The 17,300-nt window shown below is 50.5% G+C and carries 18 protein-coding genes and 1 pseudogene; 11 read left to right on the forward strand and 8 right to left on the reverse strand.

The window, feature by feature from the left end:
- Positions 1-9 precede the first annotated feature (9 nt).
- Entirely contained in the window at positions 10-267 is a 258-nt protein-coding gene (locus CX651_RS08965; RefSeq protein WP_198552048.1) for a putative hemolysin, read from the reverse strand.
- Between the two features lie 316 nt (positions 268-583).
- Between CX651_RS08965 and CX651_RS08970 the strand changes: the two genes are divergently transcribed.
- The gene (locus CX651_RS08970; RefSeq protein ID WP_101055672.1) at positions 584-2,119 is read left to right on the forward strand and encodes an MFS transporter; all 1,536 of its coding nucleotides are present in this window, start codon (positions 584-586) and stop codon (positions 2,117-2,119) included.
- A 137-nt stretch (positions 2,120-2,256) separates the two neighbouring features.
- The gene (locus CX651_RS08975; RefSeq protein WP_101055676.1) at positions 2,257-3,339 is read left to right on the forward strand and encodes a methyl-accepting chemotaxis protein; all 1,083 of its coding nucleotides are present in this window, start codon (positions 2,257-2,259) and stop codon (positions 3,337-3,339) included.
- Between the two features lie 15 nt (positions 3,340-3,354).
- On the opposite strand, the gene CX651_RS08980 is transcribed toward CX651_RS08975, so the two are convergent.
- Both CX651_RS08980 and CX651_RS08985 read right to left on the reverse strand, forming a co-directional pair.
- On the reverse strand, positions 3,355-4,068 hold the full coding sequence (locus CX651_RS08980) for a 16S rRNA pseudouridine(516) synthase (protein ID WP_101055677.1): 714 nt from the start codon (positions 4,066-4,068) through the stop codon (positions 3,355-3,357).
- Positions 4,058-4,696, reverse strand: a complete 639-nt coding sequence (locus CX651_RS08985; protein WP_101055678.1) for a helix-turn-helix transcriptional regulator — start codon at positions 4,694-4,696, stop codon at positions 4,058-4,060. The genes CX651_RS08980 and CX651_RS08985 overlap by 11 nt, the downstream gene beginning before the upstream one ends.
- Positions 4,697-4,835: 139 nt before the next feature.
- Here CX651_RS08985 and CX651_RS08990 point away from each other — a divergent pair, with 139 nt between their 5' ends.
- On the forward strand, positions 4,836-5,438 hold the full coding sequence (locus tag CX651_RS08990) for an NADPH-dependent FMN reductase (RefSeq protein WP_101055679.1): 603 nt from the start codon (positions 4,836-4,838) through the stop codon (positions 5,436-5,438).
- A gap of 42 nt (positions 5,439-5,480) precedes the next feature.
- Positions 5,481-5,900, forward strand: a complete 420-nt coding sequence (locus CX651_RS08995; protein WP_101055680.1) for a VOC family protein — start codon at positions 5,481-5,483, stop codon at positions 5,898-5,900.
- 75 nt (positions 5,901-5,975) lie between these two features.
- On the opposite strand, the gene CX651_RS09000 is transcribed toward CX651_RS08995, so the two are convergent.
- Positions 5,976-6,578, reverse strand: coding sequence for a disulfide bond formation protein B (locus CX651_RS09000; protein ID WP_101055732.1), 603 nt, complete (start codon positions 6,576-6,578; stop codon positions 5,976-5,978).
- 11 nt (positions 6,579-6,589) lie between these two features.
- Complete coding sequence (locus CX651_RS09005) at positions 6,590-7,012, reverse strand: DsbA family protein (protein WP_224867892.1); 423 nt, start codon at positions 7,010-7,012, stop codon at positions 6,590-6,592.
- 533 nt (positions 7,013-7,545) lie between these two features.
- Between CX651_RS09005 and CX651_RS09010 the strand changes: the two genes are divergently transcribed.
- The 5 genes and pseudogenes from CX651_RS09010 to CX651_RS09025 all read left to right on the forward strand — a co-directional run bounded on the left by CX651_RS09010 (position 7,546) and on the right by CX651_RS09025 (position 12,268).
- Positions 7,546-9,324 carry an aryl-sulfate sulfotransferase gene (locus tag CX651_RS09010; RefSeq protein ID WP_101055681.1) on the forward strand — a complete coding sequence of 593 codons (1,779 nt, stop codon included), beginning with the start codon at positions 7,546-7,548 and terminating at the stop codon, positions 9,322-9,324.
- Between the two features lie 43 nt (positions 9,325-9,367).
- Positions 9,368-10,126 (forward strand): outer membrane protein OmpK, encoded by a 759-nt coding sequence (locus CX651_RS09015; protein WP_101055682.1) that lies wholly within the window; start codon positions 9,368-9,370, stop codon positions 10,124-10,126.
- A 155-nt stretch (positions 10,127-10,281) separates the two neighbouring features.
- Positions 10,282-10,473: pseudogene (locus CX651_RS20355) on the forward strand (helix-turn-helix domain-containing protein); the annotation flags it as partial.
- A 93-nt stretch (positions 10,474-10,566) separates the two neighbouring features.
- Positions 10,567-11,256, forward strand: a complete 690-nt coding sequence (locus CX651_RS09020; protein WP_229839776.1) for a LysR substrate-binding domain-containing protein — start codon at positions 10,567-10,569, stop codon at positions 11,254-11,256.
- A 124-nt stretch (positions 11,257-11,380) separates the two neighbouring features.
- The gene (locus CX651_RS09025; RefSeq protein WP_101055686.1) at positions 11,381-12,268 is read left to right on the forward strand and encodes a universal stress protein; all 888 of its coding nucleotides are present in this window, start codon (positions 11,381-11,383) and stop codon (positions 12,266-12,268) included.
- A 1-nt stretch (position 12,269) separates the two neighbouring features.
- Here the strand turns inward: CX651_RS09025 and folM are convergent, their stop codons facing one another.
- Positions 12,270-12,977, reverse strand: a complete 708-nt coding sequence (folM, locus tag CX651_RS09030; protein WP_198552049.1) for a dihydromonapterin reductase — start codon at positions 12,975-12,977, stop codon at positions 12,270-12,272.
- Between the two features lie 283 nt (positions 12,978-13,260).
- On the opposite strand from folM, the gene CX651_RS09035 reads away from it, so the two are divergent.
- Positions 13,261-13,731, forward strand: a complete 471-nt coding sequence (locus tag CX651_RS09035) for a DUF4920 domain-containing protein (protein ID WP_101055690.1) — start codon at positions 13,261-13,263, stop codon at positions 13,729-13,731.
- Positions 13,721-14,281, forward strand: a complete 561-nt coding sequence (locus tag CX651_RS09040) for a PepSY-associated TM helix domain-containing protein (RefSeq protein ID WP_101055692.1) — start codon at positions 13,721-13,723, stop codon at positions 14,279-14,281. The genes CX651_RS09035 and CX651_RS09040 overlap by 11 nt, the downstream gene beginning before the upstream one ends.
- Before the next feature lie 82 nt (positions 14,282-14,363).
- Here CX651_RS09040 and CX651_RS09045 read toward each other — a convergent pair whose 3' ends face one another.
- Together CX651_RS09045 and CX651_RS09050 are read right to left on the reverse strand one after the other, a co-directional pair.
- The gene (locus tag CX651_RS09045) at positions 14,364-16,367 is read right to left on the reverse strand and encodes a TonB-dependent receptor plug domain-containing protein (protein ID WP_198552050.1); all 2,004 of its coding nucleotides are present in this window, start codon (positions 16,365-16,367) and stop codon (positions 14,364-14,366) included.
- A 108-nt stretch (positions 16,368-16,475) separates the two neighbouring features.
- Complete coding sequence (locus CX651_RS09050) at positions 16,476-17,285, reverse strand: class I SAM-dependent methyltransferase (RefSeq protein WP_101055696.1); 810 nt, start codon at positions 17,283-17,285, stop codon at positions 16,476-16,478.
- Positions 17,286-17,300 lie beyond the last annotated feature (15 nt).

Genomic DNA, 17,300 nt, shown 5'->3' on the forward strand with positions numbered 1-17,300 from the left:
TCGGGCCAATCAATTTAGCGGATGATTGGCCCGAAAATAGGCCCACTCTTCCACAATGCTGCCATCCGGCAGGTGACAATAGCCTATTGTGCCCTTTTGTTCCTGAACCAGCTGCAGCCTACCGCCGGATTCGACACAAAATACCGCTGCCGGATTAGGGCTTCCCACAGCATCTTTCAGACTCTCGGGCTCGGTTTTTGCCGCCTCTTCAGAGCAGCCCCCCAACAACAACAGAGTGCCCACAGTCATTACCGTTAATACTCGCATCTTGGCTCCTTACTCAGTCCCTTGGGCGCGCTCAATTGCAGCCAAAGATTGTCCGCGGTCAGCACTCCCCCTCTTCAGGCTACAAAGGCACGAACAATTTATCCAAGTTAATAAATTGAAAATGATAAATATTGTTAAAAACGAGCAGCAGTTTTTGCCAGGCAGATCGTGATTTTTCCAATTTGATCAGGCTTGTTTTTTGGTGTTTGACAGTAAAGCGGGTAAAGTGTCGCGGTTATCACCTTTTTTGATACAAGGCATTAGCCTGCAATTGATAAAAGACCTACAAACATAATAATACAGACAAGGGAAGAGTATGAGCGACTCCAACTCCTGTGCGGGCAATGACCTGCGCGAAGTCAAGCAACTGGGAATGTGGGCCTCCATCGCCAGTTTAAGCTATATCTTCTGGCTGGTCGGCGGCATGGAACTGGTTGAACGTATCGCCTACTACGGCGTTAAGGCCAGTGCCGGACTCTATGCCAAGGCACCGGCTTCCGAAGGTGGCCTAGGTATCAGCCTCAGCGATTACGGTATCATTATTTCAGTCTGGGCCTTACTGCAGACCTTTGTGCCGGTATTTACCGGCGGGATCTCAGATAGGGTCGGCTACAAAGAGACCATCTTTGCCTCAACCATTATCAAGATCTGTGGCTACCTCTGTATGGCCTTCTTCCCCAGCTTCTGGGGCTTTTTGTTCGGCGCCATGTTGCTGGCAGCCGGTACCGGCATCTTCAAGCCCGGCATCCAGGGGACGCTGGTGCTGTCCACCAACCGTAACAACACCTCCATGGCCTGGGGTATCTTCTATCAGGTGGTGAATATCGGTGGCTTCCTTGGCCCCTTGGTGGCAGTGCATATGCGGCAGCTGTCCTGGGACAATGTGTTCTACGCCTGCGCCGCCATTATCTCGCTCAACTTCCTGTTCCTGCTGACTTACAAAGAGCCGGGTAAAGAGCAACGTCTGGAGCGGCAACGTAAGATCAAATCCGGCGAACTCAAGCAGGAAATGCTTTGGAAAGATGCCTGGAGCGAGCTGAAAAAGCCGGTAGTCATCTACTATATGCTGGTGTTCTCCGGCTTCTGGTTCCTGTTCAACTCCCTGTTTGACGTGCTGCCTATTCATATCGCCGAATGGGTGGATACCAGCGTGATTGTCACCAGCCTGTTTGGCCCTGAAGGCACCAGTAATGGCATACTGCAATTCTGGCTCGGGCTGAACAACGAAGGCACCAAGGTGATGCCGGAAGGCATGCTCAACCTCAACGCGGGTCTGATTATGACCAGCTGCTTCCTGATAGCCGCCCTGACCGCCAAGTACCGCATCACCAGCGCCATGTTGGCCGGCTGTCTGCTGTCTATATTTGCCTTTGTGTTGATTGGCGCCACCCATGCGGCCTGGTTTATAGTGTTGGCTATCGCCATGTTCTCCCTCGGCGAAATGATGATAAGCCCAAAAAAGAACGAGTTTATGGGCAATATCGCCCCCGAAGGCAAGAAGGCCATGTACCTCGGCTTTGTGATGTTGCCACAGGGCATTGGCTGGGGCCTGGAAGGCTATTTCGGCCCCAAACTTTATGAAATTTTTGCCTCCAAAGAGATCTTCTCTCGTGAGATGCTGCTGGATAAGGGCATGTCACAGACCGATGTGGCCGCCATTCCGCAGGGGGAAGCCTTTCATAAACTGGTTGAGTTCACCGGCCAAAGTGGCCGCGAGCTGACAGAAATCCTCTACCAGAGCCACAATATAGGTATGGCCTGGTACATCATAGGCGCCATAGGCACCATTTCCGCCGTCGGCATCTATATCTACGGTAAGTGGCTGCTGAGAATGCAACAAGCCCAAGCCTAATTGGAAACGCCACCTTAGGGTGGCGTTTTTATATATTGATTGTAAATGAGAGCTTGATCCCGCCAAGGGAACGGGCCAAATCCTATGCTTAAAATAGCCATAAATAGAATGCAACCATTTGTATCCAAGGAAGTTTTATGCTTTTTAACCATCGTCTTCACCGACAGATAGATTCATTGAAACAACGACTCGAGGAACAGGGCCAGCAGCACCAGGCGACACTGGAGCAACTGCAGCTGCAACTGGGGCAGCTCAAACAGGAAAGGGACCAGGCACTGGCGCAAAACCGCGACTTCGCCGCCATGCTGGCCTGCCAGAACCAGGGGGGGCTCATGTTGCAATCGGTACGCGAGGCCATGGCCGAAGACGCCGGACATCTGCTTGAGGAGCAGAGCAAACTGCAGCAGCTCAACGCCCTGTTCGAGCAAACCCGCAGCGCGGTTGCCAGGCTGGGAGAGCGAGCCCATCTGCTCAGTTCACAGTCACAGCATAGCCTGAGCACTGTGGCGCAGCTGGATACCAGTACCCAAAGCATCAGCCAGTTTGTCAGCGCCATTCAGGGTATTTCGGCACAGACCAACCTGTTGGCGCTCAATGCCGCCATCGAAGCCGCCCGCGCCGGAGAGGCAGGTCGCGGCTTTGCCGTGGTGGCCGATGAAGTCCGGCAGTTGGCGGCCAAGGCCAGTGACGCCAGCCAACAGATAGAGCAGTTGGTGCAACAGATCATCACTCAGTCGGAAAGCATACGAACCCTGACAGATGACAACCAAGGCTGCGCCGATGAAGTGGCCAGCTCAGCGGTGCAGATAGACACTGTGGTCACTCAGGTGTTGGCGCAATCGGCGCAGATGCAGCAGGTGATCAGCCATGCCGCGACAGTGTCTTTCCTCAACACCACCAAGCTCGATCATGCGGTATGGAAGCAGAATATCTATGAACTGCTGCAAAACCAGTGTTTTGATCAGCCGGTAAACAGCCACCATGACTGCCGTTTGGGTAAGTGGTACTACGAAGGACAAGGCGCCAGCCTCTATAGCTCACTCCCGGGTTTCCGCGAGTTGGAAGCGCCGCATGCATTGGTGCACGAGAGTGGCCGCCTGGCGCTGGAGCACGCCGCTGCCGGCGACACCACAGAGCAGGTGATGGCGCTGCAACGGATGGAAGATGCCAGTATGCAGGTGGTGCAGGCCATAGATAGCATTATCGCCGCAGTTCAGTAGCCGTCAGTAAAATCGTCAGTAAGCGACCGACTCCACCTCTTCCCGGGTCAACTCTCTGGCTTCGCCCTCGGCCAGAGAGTCATCCAACACTATCTGACCTATCTGGCTGCGATGCAGCGCCAGCACAGGGTTACGAAAGCGGCCGAACATGCGTTTTATCTGGTGATACTTGCCTTCCGTGAGTATCACCTCGGCCTCATGGCTTGCCAAAATTCTCAGTTCGGCCGGCGCTGTAATGACGTTTTCAAACTCAAAGAAAAATCCGTCCCTGAAAGCCTCGATATAAGTGTCATCCAGCGGATTGGCCAGACGCACCCGATAACGCTTGGCCTTACTCGATGAAGGCAGGGTCAACGCCTGGGTCCAGCGGCTGTCATTACTGAGCAGCACCAACCCGGTACTCTGCTTATCCAGGCGGCCGGCGATATGCAGCCCCGGCACCAATGCCGCCGGGGGCAGGCAGTCGAGTACGGTTTTATGCTCGGGATCTTGAGTGGCACTCACTACTCCGGCAGGCTTGTTCAGCATCCAATAGACAGGGTTTTGCCGCTGCAGCCATTGCTCATCGAAACGAATATGACTGAACTCATGGATAAGCCTGTCTGCGGCAAACACCTGCTCGTCATCGAGCCAAACCCTGCCATCGACAAGCAATTGCCTGGCCTGTTTGCGGGGAATATTCAGTTGCCCAGCGAGAAACCTGTCCAGCCGCCCCCTCTTACTGCGCATCGTTTAAAGTACCTTTAGCTTCAATCCGATAAGCACAGCGACGTGAGCCATCCAGCATGTGTTCGCGGCGACTGACTTCCACCTCAGGCCCCAGCAGCTGCCGGAACAATGCCAGCTCAGAGCGACAAAAGTTCTGGCAACTCGTGGCCGCCGCACAAATAGGACAATGGTTTTCCAGCAGCCAAAAGCCGGTACTGTCCACTTCAATCTGCGCCATATAGCCTTCACGGCTTCGGATCTCGGCCAGGCATTCCAGCTTATCGGCAAGGGAAGCGGCAGCGGCCATCTGGCTCGAATAGCTCTCGAGGCTTTGCTGCTCTCTGTGACTGATGAGTTTATCCAAGCCCTCGTCACCAAAGACCTGACGCACTGAAGTTATCAGCTGTAGGCTCAGCTCATCGTGACGGTCGGCAAACAGCGAGCGACTCTGCTCGGTCAGCGTCCAATAACGTGCAGGTCTGCCGCGGCCTTCGGCCCTGTCTTCGGTCCGCACCAGCCCCTCGGCTTCAAGGGCTTGCAGATGTTGACGTACCCCCATACTGGTCAGCCCCAGCTCTGCGGCCAGGCTTTGGGCCGTCTGGGCTCCGTTCAACTTGAGAATATCGACTATCTTGTCTGTGGTCTTCATGGTACCTCCAGCGCTGATTATGCCCGGATCAGGACGCCGCATCCAGAATAAATAAACTTTTTTGTTTATTTTATCTTTACATCATTAAGTAAAGCACATACCTTATAAAATAATAAATAAACAAAAAGGTTTACTTAAAATGAAATACCTAGTCGTCAGCGCCAGCCAACGTTTCCAATCCCAGAGTGCCAAGGTCGCAGAATTCATCACCCGGGAAATAAAGACCAAGCAACTCGCAGAGGCGGAGCATTTGGAGCTCTGCGGTTTCAATCTTCCCTTCTGGGATGGTGAGCAACAAAACAAGGGCGCCGACTGGCAACGGATAGAAGCCAAGGTGACTGAGGCCGATGCTCTGGTGCTTATCACTCCGGAATGGGGCGGCATGGCGACACCTTTGCTGAAGAACTTTCTGCTGATGTGTGACAGCCAACATACGGCCCATAAGCCAGTGCTACTGGTTGCGGTTGTCTCAGGCATAAGCGGCGCCTATCCCATCAGTGAATTGAGAATGAACGCCATGAAAAACAACAAACTGGTGGCCGTTCCGGATCATTTGATCGTCCGCGATGTCGAGAAAATGCTCAACCCCGAATGCGACAGCATCCGCGATGCCAGATTAAGAGAAAGGATCAGCTATAGCCTGCATATGTTGGCCCAGTATGCAGCCGCACTGGCACAGATACGTTTTGCCCACAGGGACGCCCCCTTTCCCAAACAACAGGAATATTGCTACGGCATGTAAACAAAAGGCCCAAATAAAGGACAAATACCAAGGAGAACGCAAATGATACAACTGGAACACCTGAACCTGGTGGTTGCAGACCTGCCCAAGACCCTGGATTTTTACCGCGCCGCGTTTCCTCACTGGCAGATCCGCTGCCAAGGAGAAGGAAGCTGGTATGGCAAGCCACGAAAATGGCTCCACTTCGGTGATGACTATCAATACCTGGCTTTCAGCGATAATGGCGAAGGCAATAACCGCGACTTGAGCGGTCATCAACCCGGGCTGGCCCACTTCGCCTTTGTCACTGCTGACATAGACGGGGTGATCGAGCGCCTGCAGGACGCTGGCTATAGCATAGATAAAGACGGAGCCGACGAGCCCTGGCGCCGCAATGTGTACTTTATCGACCCGGCCGGGTTTGAAGTGGAGTTTGTCCAGTACCTGAGCGATCTGCCAAAACAGCGCAATCGCCCAAGCTAAGCAAGCTAAGGGCAGTCAAACATAACCTTACAGGCTCCCTCACCTTCGCTCACTGGGTGGGGGAGCCGCCTTGATTCACCTCTTGGTAAACAAACTGTATAACCAGCCCAGGGTGACGGCACCCAGCGCCAGGCTGAAAATGCTGTAGGCTATGATGCAATAGTCAGCCATATTCATTCCCAGCAGTGACCAATCATCTTCACCACAGCCCCCTGTCGGCGCGAACTCATAGGGTAACCATTCATGCAACGGTAACCCCAAGGGGAAATGCGGCTCGGTGGAACAAGCGGCACCACCGCCGCCGGTAGCAAAGATATCGCCACCATCCAGCATGTGCGCCGCGGCATGTATCTGTTGCAGCTCAACTGACCAGAGCATCCCCTGGATCACACCATACCAAGCCAGCGCCAATCCCAAGACCTTGAGCCATTGACTGGAAGGCTTAATCGCCATGGCAATACCGGCAATCAAGATACAGCACTGACTAAAACGAATATAAACACAGAGCTCACAGGGATCCATCGCCAAGAACCACTGGAAATACCCCATTGCCGACAACAACAGAAACAGCGCAGCTCCAGCCATCAGCAACCACACACCTCTCTGGGCCTGCCAGCGGCCCAGGGCTAATAAAGGAGCCTGTTTAAACTCCCCAAACAAACGGCTAACAAGATTCATCTGCATTATCCTCACTTCTTGGACAATTCAAGGATCATTTCGTCCAGCATAGGCATACTGCGAATCGACTTGGTATTGATCAGATACTTGCCATTGACCACCAGCGCCGGGATCCCCTGGATTTTGGCGATGGCAATTCCTTGGTCCCACTTGGCCAAGAGTTGTTTCACTTCAGGGGTTCCCTTGAGACGGTTGAACTCTTCTTGCGAGATCCCGGCCTGACTCAGGCCAAAACGGATGAGCTCATCACCACTGGTAAACTTGGCCTTCTTATCGTGGATCCTGGCATATAAAGCCATTTTGGCGGCTTTATATTTGTCTTCACTTAACACCTTGGCCACCGCCAAGACCTCAGAGGCTTCGGCACCAAAAGGCGATTTACTGGAAATATGATAAGCATCGTAATCCACGCCGGATGGCAAATTTTTAACCATCCCGGGAACAACAGACTTCTCATACTTGTAGCAGAACGGGCAGTTGACAGAAAAAATTTTGGTTACCTGTTTATTAACCTGAAACTGAACATTTTCCGGTAAAACTTGATAATGGTTTCCTTCTTCCAAATCCAATGCCATTGCATTGCAGCTTCCCAGTAGAAAAGCACCCACTACAATTTTTTTAATAAATTTCATTTTCGACCTCTTATCCATCAATTCAGATTCAACCCCATAATGCCAATATAAAAACCAATCACAACAAGCCACCCCAGATAATTAATGACACTGTGAGTAACAACAAAATAAACAACAGAATTCAAATAAACCAATATGGATTTCAAAAAATAATGAATTACAAACAAACCAATAAGGTAAATCAAATTTTTTGAAGTGATAAGTCAAGACGTAAACAAGAGCACAAACAAAACATTAACCAAACATTAAAAACGCCAAATGTGACTATGACCTCAAATTAAATTTCTCCGTTCAACTTAATTAATAAGCGTCAATTAAAAACAAAGGATGATGATATGAAAAAGTCACTCACTTCATTGGCTGTAGTATTAGGTATTGGTTTATCGGCTTCTGTCTCTGCTGCTGGTTTTTACCCAGCACCGCCAGCTGGAAACTTAGGAGGGATTATTGTCAACCCCTATGGTAATTCGCCACTCACTGCCCTAGTCGATTTGGGTAGCAAGCGAGTGTCCGATGTTAACGTTACCGTGGCCGGAAAAGGTAAGAATGGAGTCAGTATTTCCTATCCGGTCGGTCCCAAAACTATTAACAGACATGACGGTATTCCTATTTTCGGCCTCTATGCCGATTATAAGAATCAGGTCAGTGTTAACTTCACTCTCGACGGTAAGAAATATAGCGATAAATATGAAATTCTCACCAGTGCACTCGAGAACAAGTACATAGATAACCGTAATATTACTTCGATGCAGGAAGTAAAGGTCAAGAAAGTCGATAAAAATTTTAAAGACAGACTGTTAATGGTGAACTCTCATACCATGGTATTCCAAGGTTCAGATCTGCACTGGTCCGGAGTCAAGGGGAAGGATGCCGGTATTTTCGAGTCGACCCCAGCATTGGGCGCCATGACATTCGACATGGCCCCTCTTACTTATATCATTGATACACAAGGTGAAACACGTTGGTGGTTGGATCAGGATGCCACCTATAATGGCCGTGATATCGACGTAAACAAGCGCGGCTATCTGATGGGATTGAGAAAGGATGGCCGCGGTAATCTGAGCTTTGTCCAAGGTCAACATTTCGGATATCTGGACTTGATGGGTAAGATAGTCGACTTCAAGATCCCAAGGGGCTATCAGGACTTGTCCCATGAAAGCATAACTATGCCCAATGGCAACCTATTACTCAGGGGCGCCAAGACCAACTATGTCAACCCACAAGGGGACAAGGTGCATACCGTCAGGGACCATATCCTCGAGGTAGACCAACAGGGGAATTTGGTTGATGTCTGGGATCTCAATAAGATTCTCGACCCCTACCGTGATGCCTTGCTCAAGGCCTTGGATATGGGCGCTGTTTGCGTCAACGTGGATCTCGACCATGCCGGTCAAGCCGCCGGTGAAATGAAGATAGATGCGCCCTATGGCGATATTCCAGGTATAGCCGCAGGTCGTAACTGGGCCCACGTCAACTCCATTTCCTACGATCCCAAAGATGACGGCATCATTCTGTCGCTGCGCCACCAAGGGGTAGTGAAGATCACCCGCGATAAACAGGTCAAATGGATCCTCACCCCCAGCATAGGCTGGAAGGGAGAACTGGCCAAAAAGCTCCTTAAGCCCGTCGATGCCAAAGGCAAAGCCATTGCTTGCTCTGAGCAAGGTGATTGCCAAGGCGACTTTGACTTCACCTATACCCAGCACACAGCCTGGCTGAGCAGCAAAGGCACCTTAACTGTGTTTGATAACGGTGATGGTCGCCACTATACCCAACCCGCTTTACCCACCCAGAAATACAGTCGCTTTGTGGAATACAAAATCGACGAAAACAATATGACAGTGCAGCAAATCTGGGAATACGGTAAAGAACGGGGCTACGAGTGGTATAGCCCTATCACTTCCAACGTGGAATACGTTGCCGACCACAACACCATCTTTGGTTTTGGTGGCTCTATCAATCTGTTTGAGCCCGGCAGAGTCACAGGCAAATTCAATGAGATTGATTACCGCACCAAGGAAGTGAAACTGGAAATCGATGTCCTTTCCGACAAGGCGGGCCAGCCCCATTACCGCGGCCTGTTTATCGAACCGGCGAAGATGTTCGGACGTTGATTTGACTTTAACGGCCGGGAGCTTCCCGGCCTAAGGTAACACCATGTTAGTAAGGACTTCATTACTACGGCTATTGCCCTTGTTGCTACTGATCCCCACGGCCCAAGCCGAGGTGTTCCAACAACAAAATGGCATCAAAGTCGGCTATGAACACCTGTTGGATGCCAAAGACAATAACCCCAATCTCTACAGCCAGAGTTATCTCAGTTTTACCAACACTACCCGCGCCAGTTGGGGCGATTTTGCAGCTTGGCTGACACTGGAAAACCCCTTGGACGACAATGACAATCAGCAAGGCAATAAGGCCGGTGCTACCGTCAAGTCCTGGCTAAAACTGGACTATAACCTGGGCGATACCCCCTTTAACCTTTGGCTACAGTCTTTTACGGCCAACAATAAAAACCGTACCGAAGAAAACTTCTACTACGGCCTGTCTTACGACATCCAATGGCAGAAGCTCAAAGGAACCATGGCGATAGGCGCCCACTACGCCTGGGGCGATATGGATGCCTCCCAGCAAGACTTTAATGGCAGCAGTGGTTATGCCGCCGTGGTGCAATTAGCTTATCCTGTGACTCAAGAATTACTGGGTAAATTTTACTTTGAGACCCAATTCGATCGCAGTGATGAACAAGTGGCAACTTTCCTTTATCGGGATTCAGGTTATCAAGCAATTTTGGGATTAGATTATCAATTCCTACCACAAGCCTCAGCGTCATTGGCATATAAGTATCGTGATGCTTGGGGCGGTTCAATTCACCATGGAGGCGAACTGTTATTCGAGCTAGGATATCAATTTTAGAAAAAACCAAATAAATAACACATAAAGCATGCCAAAGGTAATAAGGATCACATTATTATCTTTGGCAACATTAAAACACATATCACTCTTGATGGACACGGGTCACAGTAAATCTCCATTTTATATACTATCTTATATAAAAAGGGGAACAGGCCATGAACAAAGCTGACATAAACAACCTATCTCTAATTCACCTTCAACTAATAAGGCTTATCCTGGAACATGGAAATGCCAGTATTGCCGCCCAAGAATTAGGGTTGACTCAATCCGGAATTAGCTATCATATAAAAAAGATAAGACAGATATTTAATGATGAAATGTTTGTCAGAACAAAATACGGCTTCACCCCAACAGAAAAGTGCAACAGAATTAAAAGCACTGTTCAGGATATTATATTAAGGATTGAGGATGATCTGCTAAACAGTTGTGACTTTTCACCTATGAACATCGATAAGGAAGTATGGCTTGCGGCCGATAATACTATCTGTAACTGGTTTCCAGAGTTAATAGAACAAGCCAATCAAATCGCGCCTAGAATGGTACTTTGTACCCGTAGTTGGAATCAAAATAGCTTTGATGAAATTCTCACCGGTTCTATCAACTTTGGTATTCACGTTAACCAAACCTCGCTCAGTTCTCTCTATAAGGTGGATCTACTGCCCTGTTGCAGGTATTTTTTTATGCGTCATGATCATTACCTGGCGAAGAAAGGACATATTGATCTAAAGGATCTACTGGATTTCCCCGTGGTATTGCACGACTTGTGTGGTTTCAACTCCTATGGACAATCCCTGATCGAAAAGACCATGAAGCTCAAGTTCCCGGACTTCAAGATCAGAGCCAAAATTAGCAGCATCGGTGAGATAATCGAAGTGCTGAAGAGCAGTAACGCCCTGGTGTATACCTCGGCACTGGCTTTCCCTCTGGAAGAAATAGGTACTGAGCTTTGTGTACTGAAAGCACCAAGCAGTCTATCCGATGTAGAGTTTATTTATAAACTTTATATCTCTTCCGCTCGCTACGGCTCAGTGGAGTCCGACTGGTTAATCAGCTTTATCAGTGAATCATTCCGTCATTTTGCCTGCCGTAAATATCAGCTGCTGGAGTCACTGATCTGCAACCAAGCCTAAGCAACCAAACAGAGCAAAAGCCACTATTGACAGGCATTTCAAGAGCAAAAGGATCTGATGGCGTAGCCTGGTATGACTAGACTTATACGAAGCCAAGATTAGACTTGGCTTCGAGGATAGGATCATGAGTGTCTTTACACGCCTGCTGGCCGTTTCAGACGACAGCAATAGAGGAAAGCTGGCCCTGAGAAAGGCGGTGCAACTGGCCAATGCCAGCCATGCCGAGCTCACATTACTCAGAGTCAAAACACCCCAGTATCAGGGTATTGGTCAGTGGTTACAGCAAAAAGTGCATCCACAGCCCTTGGTTTCCCATCTAAGAGAAAAACGCCCCCATTATCCATCGAGAGAGTTGAACCTTTGCGTGAAGCAATGTCAGGCCAAGGATCTGCCGACCGCCATTCTTATTGAGCTCAAACAAGCAGATTACGATCTGCTGTTGGTAGAGCATCACAGTTACTCAGCCCTGCAGTGTGAGTTGGGCCATACCTATGACTGGCAACTGCTGCAACGTGTGTCTCTGCCGGTGATGTTTGTCAGCGACTCCCCTTGGGAACAACAAGGGTCGTTACTGGCGGCTTTGGAGTTGGATGAAGACACGGAAGATCATGCCCATTTCAATCACAGCTTGTTACTACAAGCCAATGAATTTGCCGGATTACTAAAGCAAAAATTACATCTGCTCAATTGCTATCAGGAAGCAGACATCAGCATGGCCTTCGATAACCAGCAACTCGGCTGTCGTTCACTAAAGGACAACCAGTGGCAAAAACTGCGACAGGTTGCCAGGCCTTTGGCCTTGAGTGACGAACAGTTACATCTGGCCAGCGGCATGCCGGATCATGTGGTGCCGGAAGCCGCTCAAAAATGGCACAGCAACATAGTCATCATGGGGGCGGCCGAACACAGGGGCTTGTTGAGTGAACTCAACGGCCACGCCTCAGAACAGATGCTCAATCAGCTGCGCTGCGATGTACTGGCGTTAAAACCCAGTTGCCCCTTACTGCATTGAATCACTTGAGTGGCCGCCCGCCATCGAGCGACAGAGTGCGGCCGGTCATATAGCGACTGCTCATCAGATACTTCACCGCGGTCAGCATCTCCTGCTCACCGCCCTCTTTGGGCAATAATGCCTTGGCAAGCGCCTTTTGCCGGTAGGCAGTATCATCCTGATCATTAAACAGCATCAGTGCCGGCGCTATGCCGTTGACCTTGACACCCGGCGCCAGCTTGGCGGCAAATGACAGGGTCAAATTATCCAGCGCTGCCTTACTGGCGGCATAGGCTATGTGCTTCTTACTGCCCTTCTGCGCCACATAATCGCTGATATGGATGATATCCCGGCAGCCTATCTCATCAGTCTCCAGTAGCGGCGCCAGTGCCAGATTCAACTGATAAGGCACAGAGGCGTGGATCTGCATCATGCTGTCAAAAACCTTTGCGGCGTCTGTGTCAGGCCGCTCCGGCATCCAATCCGAGGCGTTGTGAATGATTGCCCGCAGAGACTCGTGCTTGTTTTTTACCTCGGCAATAAAGGCTTTGATCTCGCTATTTTGCAAAAGATCCACTCGATACAGCTCGGCGCCCGCGGCCTTGAGATCCTCGATAGCAGTATAGTGGCTGCGATAGGTACCGATAAGTGGATAGCCCTGAGCCATCAAGTCCTTGGCCATTGCCAGTCCCAGACGCTTTCCTATACCGGTGATCAAAATAGGCTGCATGTGTTTTCCTTTCATGTTTCAGTCACACTATTGTTTCACGTTAGGCCGCACTCTGACCAGTCTCGGACTATGCTCTCATCTGAGCGCAGGTGCTAATCTGAACATATTGGAAACCCTATTGAAAATAAACAGATAACCTTGACTAATCGGCAAAGTGCCAACCCGCTCGCATATTTGAATTTCAATGCCATAAATACTGCTACACCTGTGCTCGCTTCAACAGTATCGTCATACAAATACCCAGTATTATCAGTTAAAAATTCAACTACAAAGGTCACCTCCCATGCGTTTCAATCAGTTAATCTTATTGGCAGCCCTGTTTATTTCCCCTCTGGCCTACAGTGCCGACAACCTGTTCGGCGAACCGGTCGATCTGAATATCTTCGTGCCCATTTCCACATTGATGGCATCGCCGAATGACTATGTGGGTAAGGAGCTCACGGTAGAAGGCACCATAGTCTCAGTGTGCAGCAAGCGGGGCTGCTGGATGGAACTGGCAACCGACGACAGCTTTGATCGATTGAGAGTCAAGGTTCGCGACGGCGAGATGGTCTTTCCCGTCAGTGCCCGTGGGCAAAAAGCCTATGCTACCGGAGCGTTAGAGGCAATTGAGCTGGATCTCGAACAGACCCGTGCTTATCTCGGGCATCAGGCCCAGCAACACAACAAGCCCTTCGATCCTGAGTCCGTAACTCAAGCAGTGACTTTCTATCAGTTGCATCCATACGGAGTCGAAATCCGTGATGCTGAGTAACAAGCTGCGCAAAAGGATCCGTTTATTGCACAGAGACATAGGGTATCTGTGCATAGGCATGACTCTGGTGTATGCCATTTCGGGAATTGCCGTCAATCACATCAATGACTGGAACCCCAACTACCAGATAACCCAGAGTGAGAGCCGTGTCGAAGGGTTGAATCCTTCACTGGGTAACAGTGACATTCAAAGCCTGTTGAGCCGCCACTTTTCGCTGCAGGATAATATCCGCAGCGGTTATCGTGCCAGCGATAATGAGTACCAAGTCTTTCTCAAAGATGGCAGCCAACTGAGCGCTAACCTGGTATCCGGCACAGTCTCGGCCGAGATAGTAAACAGCAGGCCATTACTGCAGGCACTCAACTATCTGCATCTTAACCATGCCCGTGACGCCTGGACCTGGATTGCCGACATCTATGCCGCCATGCTGCTGTTTTTGGCGCTATCGGCGCTGGTGATGTTGCGTAGTGGCAACCTGCTCAAGAGCCGCAAGACCTGGCTGACTCTCACGGGCATCCTGCTGCCATTGCTGTTTATTCTGCTGCGCTAACGCTCTCTGAGCACAAACACTATTAGATAACAAAGAACCCGGTCATAGCCGGGTTCTTCCGTTTTCTCTCCCCTTGAAAGGCTTAACGACCGAAACGGTACTCCACTCCCAGCCAATAGTTACGTCCCTCCTCGGGGAAGCCCTCACTGTAGGCATAGTTGCGGTCAAACAGATTATTGACCGAGGCATTAACACTCAGCCCCTGCCAGAGACGATAATCGAAGCGAATGCCGGTCACACCAAAGCCACTGGCTACCTGAGTACCTCTGGAGCTACTGAGGCTGTCGCTGCGAGCTTCCTGACTCAGGATGATGTCCAGCTTATCCAGCGGGGTCAGCTTAACCCAGGCAAAGAGTTGATGATCCGGCAGGCCGGTAACATCGAGCTGCTCATCCTCAACATCGGCGTGAATATAGCTGTAGCTCAGACCAACACTGGCCCAATCGCTGAGATCGCCATAAAGCCCCAGATCCAGCCCGCTGTAATCTACCCTGCCGCTGTTGCGGTTTTGGATAAGCGTCGGGGTAATGTTATGAGTCAAAATCGCATCGGACACCCGGTTATAGTAGACACTGCTGTCCAGTTGCCAATTAGCGGCCAGAGTTGCCTGATAACTGAGTTCCAGGTTAGTCGCCCGCTCAGGCTCCAGATGCGGGTTGACTATGGCGGTTTGGCCATAGGCGGGCCTGAAAGTGGTGTAGCGTTCTTTCAATGTCGGAAAGCGACTGCGCTGGGATAAAGACAACTGCAGTGTATCCAGGTTTGCCAATTCATAACGGGCCATCACTTGCCAATTGAAGGCGTGCTGCGAGTTGTCTTCATAGCGGGTCAGGCTGCCATCCTTTTCATGCTTGTAGCCTTCAAGGCTCTTGCGGGAGTCGTAGCTGATGCCCCCTACCAGATCCAGGTTATCCCTTAGTGCCCATTGATACTCCACTGCCGCCGACAGGGTTCTGTCCTTGTACTTGTCAAACTCACCGCCTGGCTCCCCTTGTTCCTTGTGCAGGTCTTCCTTCCAGTGAGCGGCAAACGACAAGATGTCGTCTTTGCGCATATCGATACTGAGCTGCAGACCGGCACCATTGCTGGCATCGTCATAATGACTGTAGGGGCCTTTTTGTTGCTGCAGGTTTTCCAGGCTCTTGTATATCCTCAGAGTGTTTTCAAATTCATCACGATAGAGGCGACTGTGCAACACAACCCCAGGGCTGAACTCTGTATAGCCGCTGTAGTAAAAGCTCTGTTTGTCGTACTGCGGCCACTGCCAATAGGTAGGACGAATATCGGCTTCCGTGCCGGCATAAGGCGGACTGTTCTTTTCCCCTTCCTGACGGATATAGGTAAAGATGTACTCGTCGGTTTCATTGGGAGTCAGACCCAATTTGGCGGTGCCGCGGCTATCACTATATGCCGAGTTGGCGCGTTTGCCGTCACTGCCGGCAATCGGGTTGTCGTTATCGTGGGACAGGCCGACAAAGTCTTTGTCCAGCTTGTTGCCGCTTAATTGGATAAAGCCCCAATCATTACTACCGGCCAAGCTGGCATCCAGGCTATAACCGTTGTCCTCTCCACGGGCCCAACCTTGGGAAGCGCTCAGTTGTGCTTCAAAGCTATTCTTGGGTCTGCGGGTCGTCAGGTTGATGGCACCGCCCATCATATTCGGCCCCTGCAGCAAGGAAGCATACCCCTTGGAGACTTCCACCGAGGCAAGATCCGATGCCAGAAACCGCCCTAAGTCCAGATTGCCATCATAGGGGATATAAATCGGAACCCCATCGAAAAACAGTGGTACCTGCCTACTGTCAAAACCCCGAACCTTGACCTGTACCTCGTTCCGGCGACCGGATTTTTGCAGGCTAACCCCGGGAATAATATTCAGCGCCTCGGCCACGTTCTGCTTGTTCAGCATCTTGATGGTATCTTGATTGATACTGTCCTGATTGGCGGCAATCGGGCTGCCCCAGACACTGATCCTTTCTATTTTGGTTTCGTTTTTACTCTCAGACTCAGCCACGCTGCCATCGGCAAGCGCCAACGGAGAAGCCAGCATCAGCGGCAGAATAGAGTAATAGTGCTTTGGTTTCATACTACAGACCTTCAACATTCAATCGATATATAAATATCTATATATCAATTATTGAAAAAATACCCGGAACTCGATGCGAGTCCGGGCAATAACTAATCAGACTCTGACTCAGGCCTGGGGTATCACATCCCAATAGACCATGGCCCAGCTGCGATCGCCGGTTCGCAGAGGTTTGCCTTGTTGCTTATGACGCTGATAATACTCTTGCAACCGCAGTTTTTCGGGTTCATCCAGCGGCCCCAGCGACCAGGCAACGTTGTCTTCAAACTGAGCGTAACTCTCAGCCTGGTTCATGCAACCACTGGACTCGATGAAGTCCACCTTGGGCTTAATACCCATCTGCTGCAAAATATTAACCGCATACAGATAGTTAGGCAGAGTCACCACCTTACGACCTATGGCTTGAATAATGGCGGGGTCGATAAAGGTTGAGCTGACTGTATGTGTGGTATAAACCCTTTTGCGGGCCTGACGATTGAGCTTTTCCAGGGCACTCTTGAGGCAGCCCACCAGAGTCGAGCGCGACGCTACTGCGATATCACACACGGGGATGTCGCTCCAATCATCTTCCCAGGCTCTCTTAATCAGAGTGACATTGCTCAAACCTTCCGCATCGGCGCGGCGTTTGGCCACTTCCAACATGCCGCTGCTGTAATCCAGGCCATAGACGGCCTGCATCTTGTCGGCCAACCCCAGACACACTGAGCCAGGGCCACAGCCCATATCCAAAAGCGTGTCGCAATCACTCAAGTCCATCAGCTTAAAAAAGCCCTCCAAGTAACTGTCCTTGGGTCTGGCGCAGTTTTCGGCCATCTTTTCCGCGCGCTTGTCCCAATGTTCGGCACTCTTGTGGCTACGTTCAGCCCTTTGCAGGTGCTCGCGGTACATGGCGGCAAAGTCCAGCTCTTCTATTATCATGAAATCACCTTGCTT

The sequence above is a fragment of the Shewanella chilikensis genome (assembly GCF_002836945.1).
Lineage (GTDB): Bacteria > Pseudomonadota > Gammaproteobacteria > Enterobacterales > Shewanellaceae > Shewanella > Shewanella chilikensis.

Excerpts from the sequence above, each read along its gene's own strand:
- CX651_RS08965 (WP_198552048.1), bottom strand. The coding sequence starts at position 267 with ATGCGAGTATTAACGGTAATGACTGTGGGCACTCTGTTGTTGTTGGGG.
- CX651_RS08970 (WP_101055672.1), top strand. The coding sequence starts at position 584 with ATGAGCGACTCCAACTCCTGTGCGGGCAATGACCTGCGCGAAGTCAAG.
- CX651_RS08975 (WP_101055676.1), top strand. The coding sequence starts at position 2,257 with ATGCTTTTTAACCATCGTCTTCACCGACAGATAGATTCATTGAAACAA.
- CX651_RS08980 (WP_101055677.1), bottom strand. The coding sequence starts at position 4,068 with ATGCGCAGTAAGAGGGGGCGGCTGGACAGGTTTCTCGCTGGGCAACTG.
- CX651_RS08985 (WP_101055678.1), bottom strand. The coding sequence starts at position 4,696 with ATGAAGACCACAGACAAGATAGTCGATATTCTCAAGTTGAACGGAGCC.
- CX651_RS08990 (WP_101055679.1), top strand. The coding sequence starts at position 4,836 with ATGAAATACCTAGTCGTCAGCGCCAGCCAACGTTTCCAATCCCAGAGT.
- CX651_RS08995 (WP_101055680.1), top strand. The coding sequence starts at position 5,481 with ATGATACAACTGGAACACCTGAACCTGGTGGTTGCAGACCTGCCCAAG.
- CX651_RS09000 (WP_101055732.1), bottom strand. The coding sequence starts at position 6,578 with ATGAATCTTGTTAGCCGTTTGTTTGGGGAGTTTAAACAGGCTCCTTTA.
- CX651_RS09005 (WP_224867892.1), bottom strand. The coding sequence starts at position 7,012 with ATGGTTAAAAATTTGCCATCCGGCGTGGATTACGATGCTTATCATATT.
- CX651_RS09010 (WP_101055681.1), top strand. The coding sequence starts at position 7,546 with ATGAAAAAGTCACTCACTTCATTGGCTGTAGTATTAGGTATTGGTTTA.
- CX651_RS09015 (WP_101055682.1), top strand. The coding sequence starts at position 9,368 with ATGTTAGTAAGGACTTCATTACTACGGCTATTGCCCTTGTTGCTACTG.
- CX651_RS09020 (WP_229839776.1), top strand. The coding sequence starts at position 10,567 with ATGAACATCGATAAGGAAGTATGGCTTGCGGCCGATAATACTATCTGT.
- CX651_RS09025 (WP_101055686.1), top strand. The coding sequence starts at position 11,381 with ATGAGTGTCTTTACACGCCTGCTGGCCGTTTCAGACGACAGCAATAGA.
- folM (WP_198552049.1), bottom strand. The coding sequence starts at position 12,977 with ATGCAGCCTATTTTGATCACCGGTATAGGAAAGCGTCTGGGACTGGCA.
- CX651_RS09035 (WP_101055690.1), top strand. The coding sequence starts at position 13,261 with ATGCGTTTCAATCAGTTAATCTTATTGGCAGCCCTGTTTATTTCCCCT.
- CX651_RS09040 (WP_101055692.1), top strand. The coding sequence starts at position 13,721 with ATGCTGAGTAACAAGCTGCGCAAAAGGATCCGTTTATTGCACAGAGAC.
- CX651_RS09045 (WP_198552050.1), bottom strand. The coding sequence starts at position 16,367 with ATGAAACCAAAGCACTATTACTCTATTCTGCCGCTGATGCTGGCTTCT.
- CX651_RS09050 (WP_101055696.1), bottom strand. The coding sequence starts at position 17,285 with ATGATAATAGAAGAGCTGGACTTTGCCGCCATGTACCGCGAGCACCTG.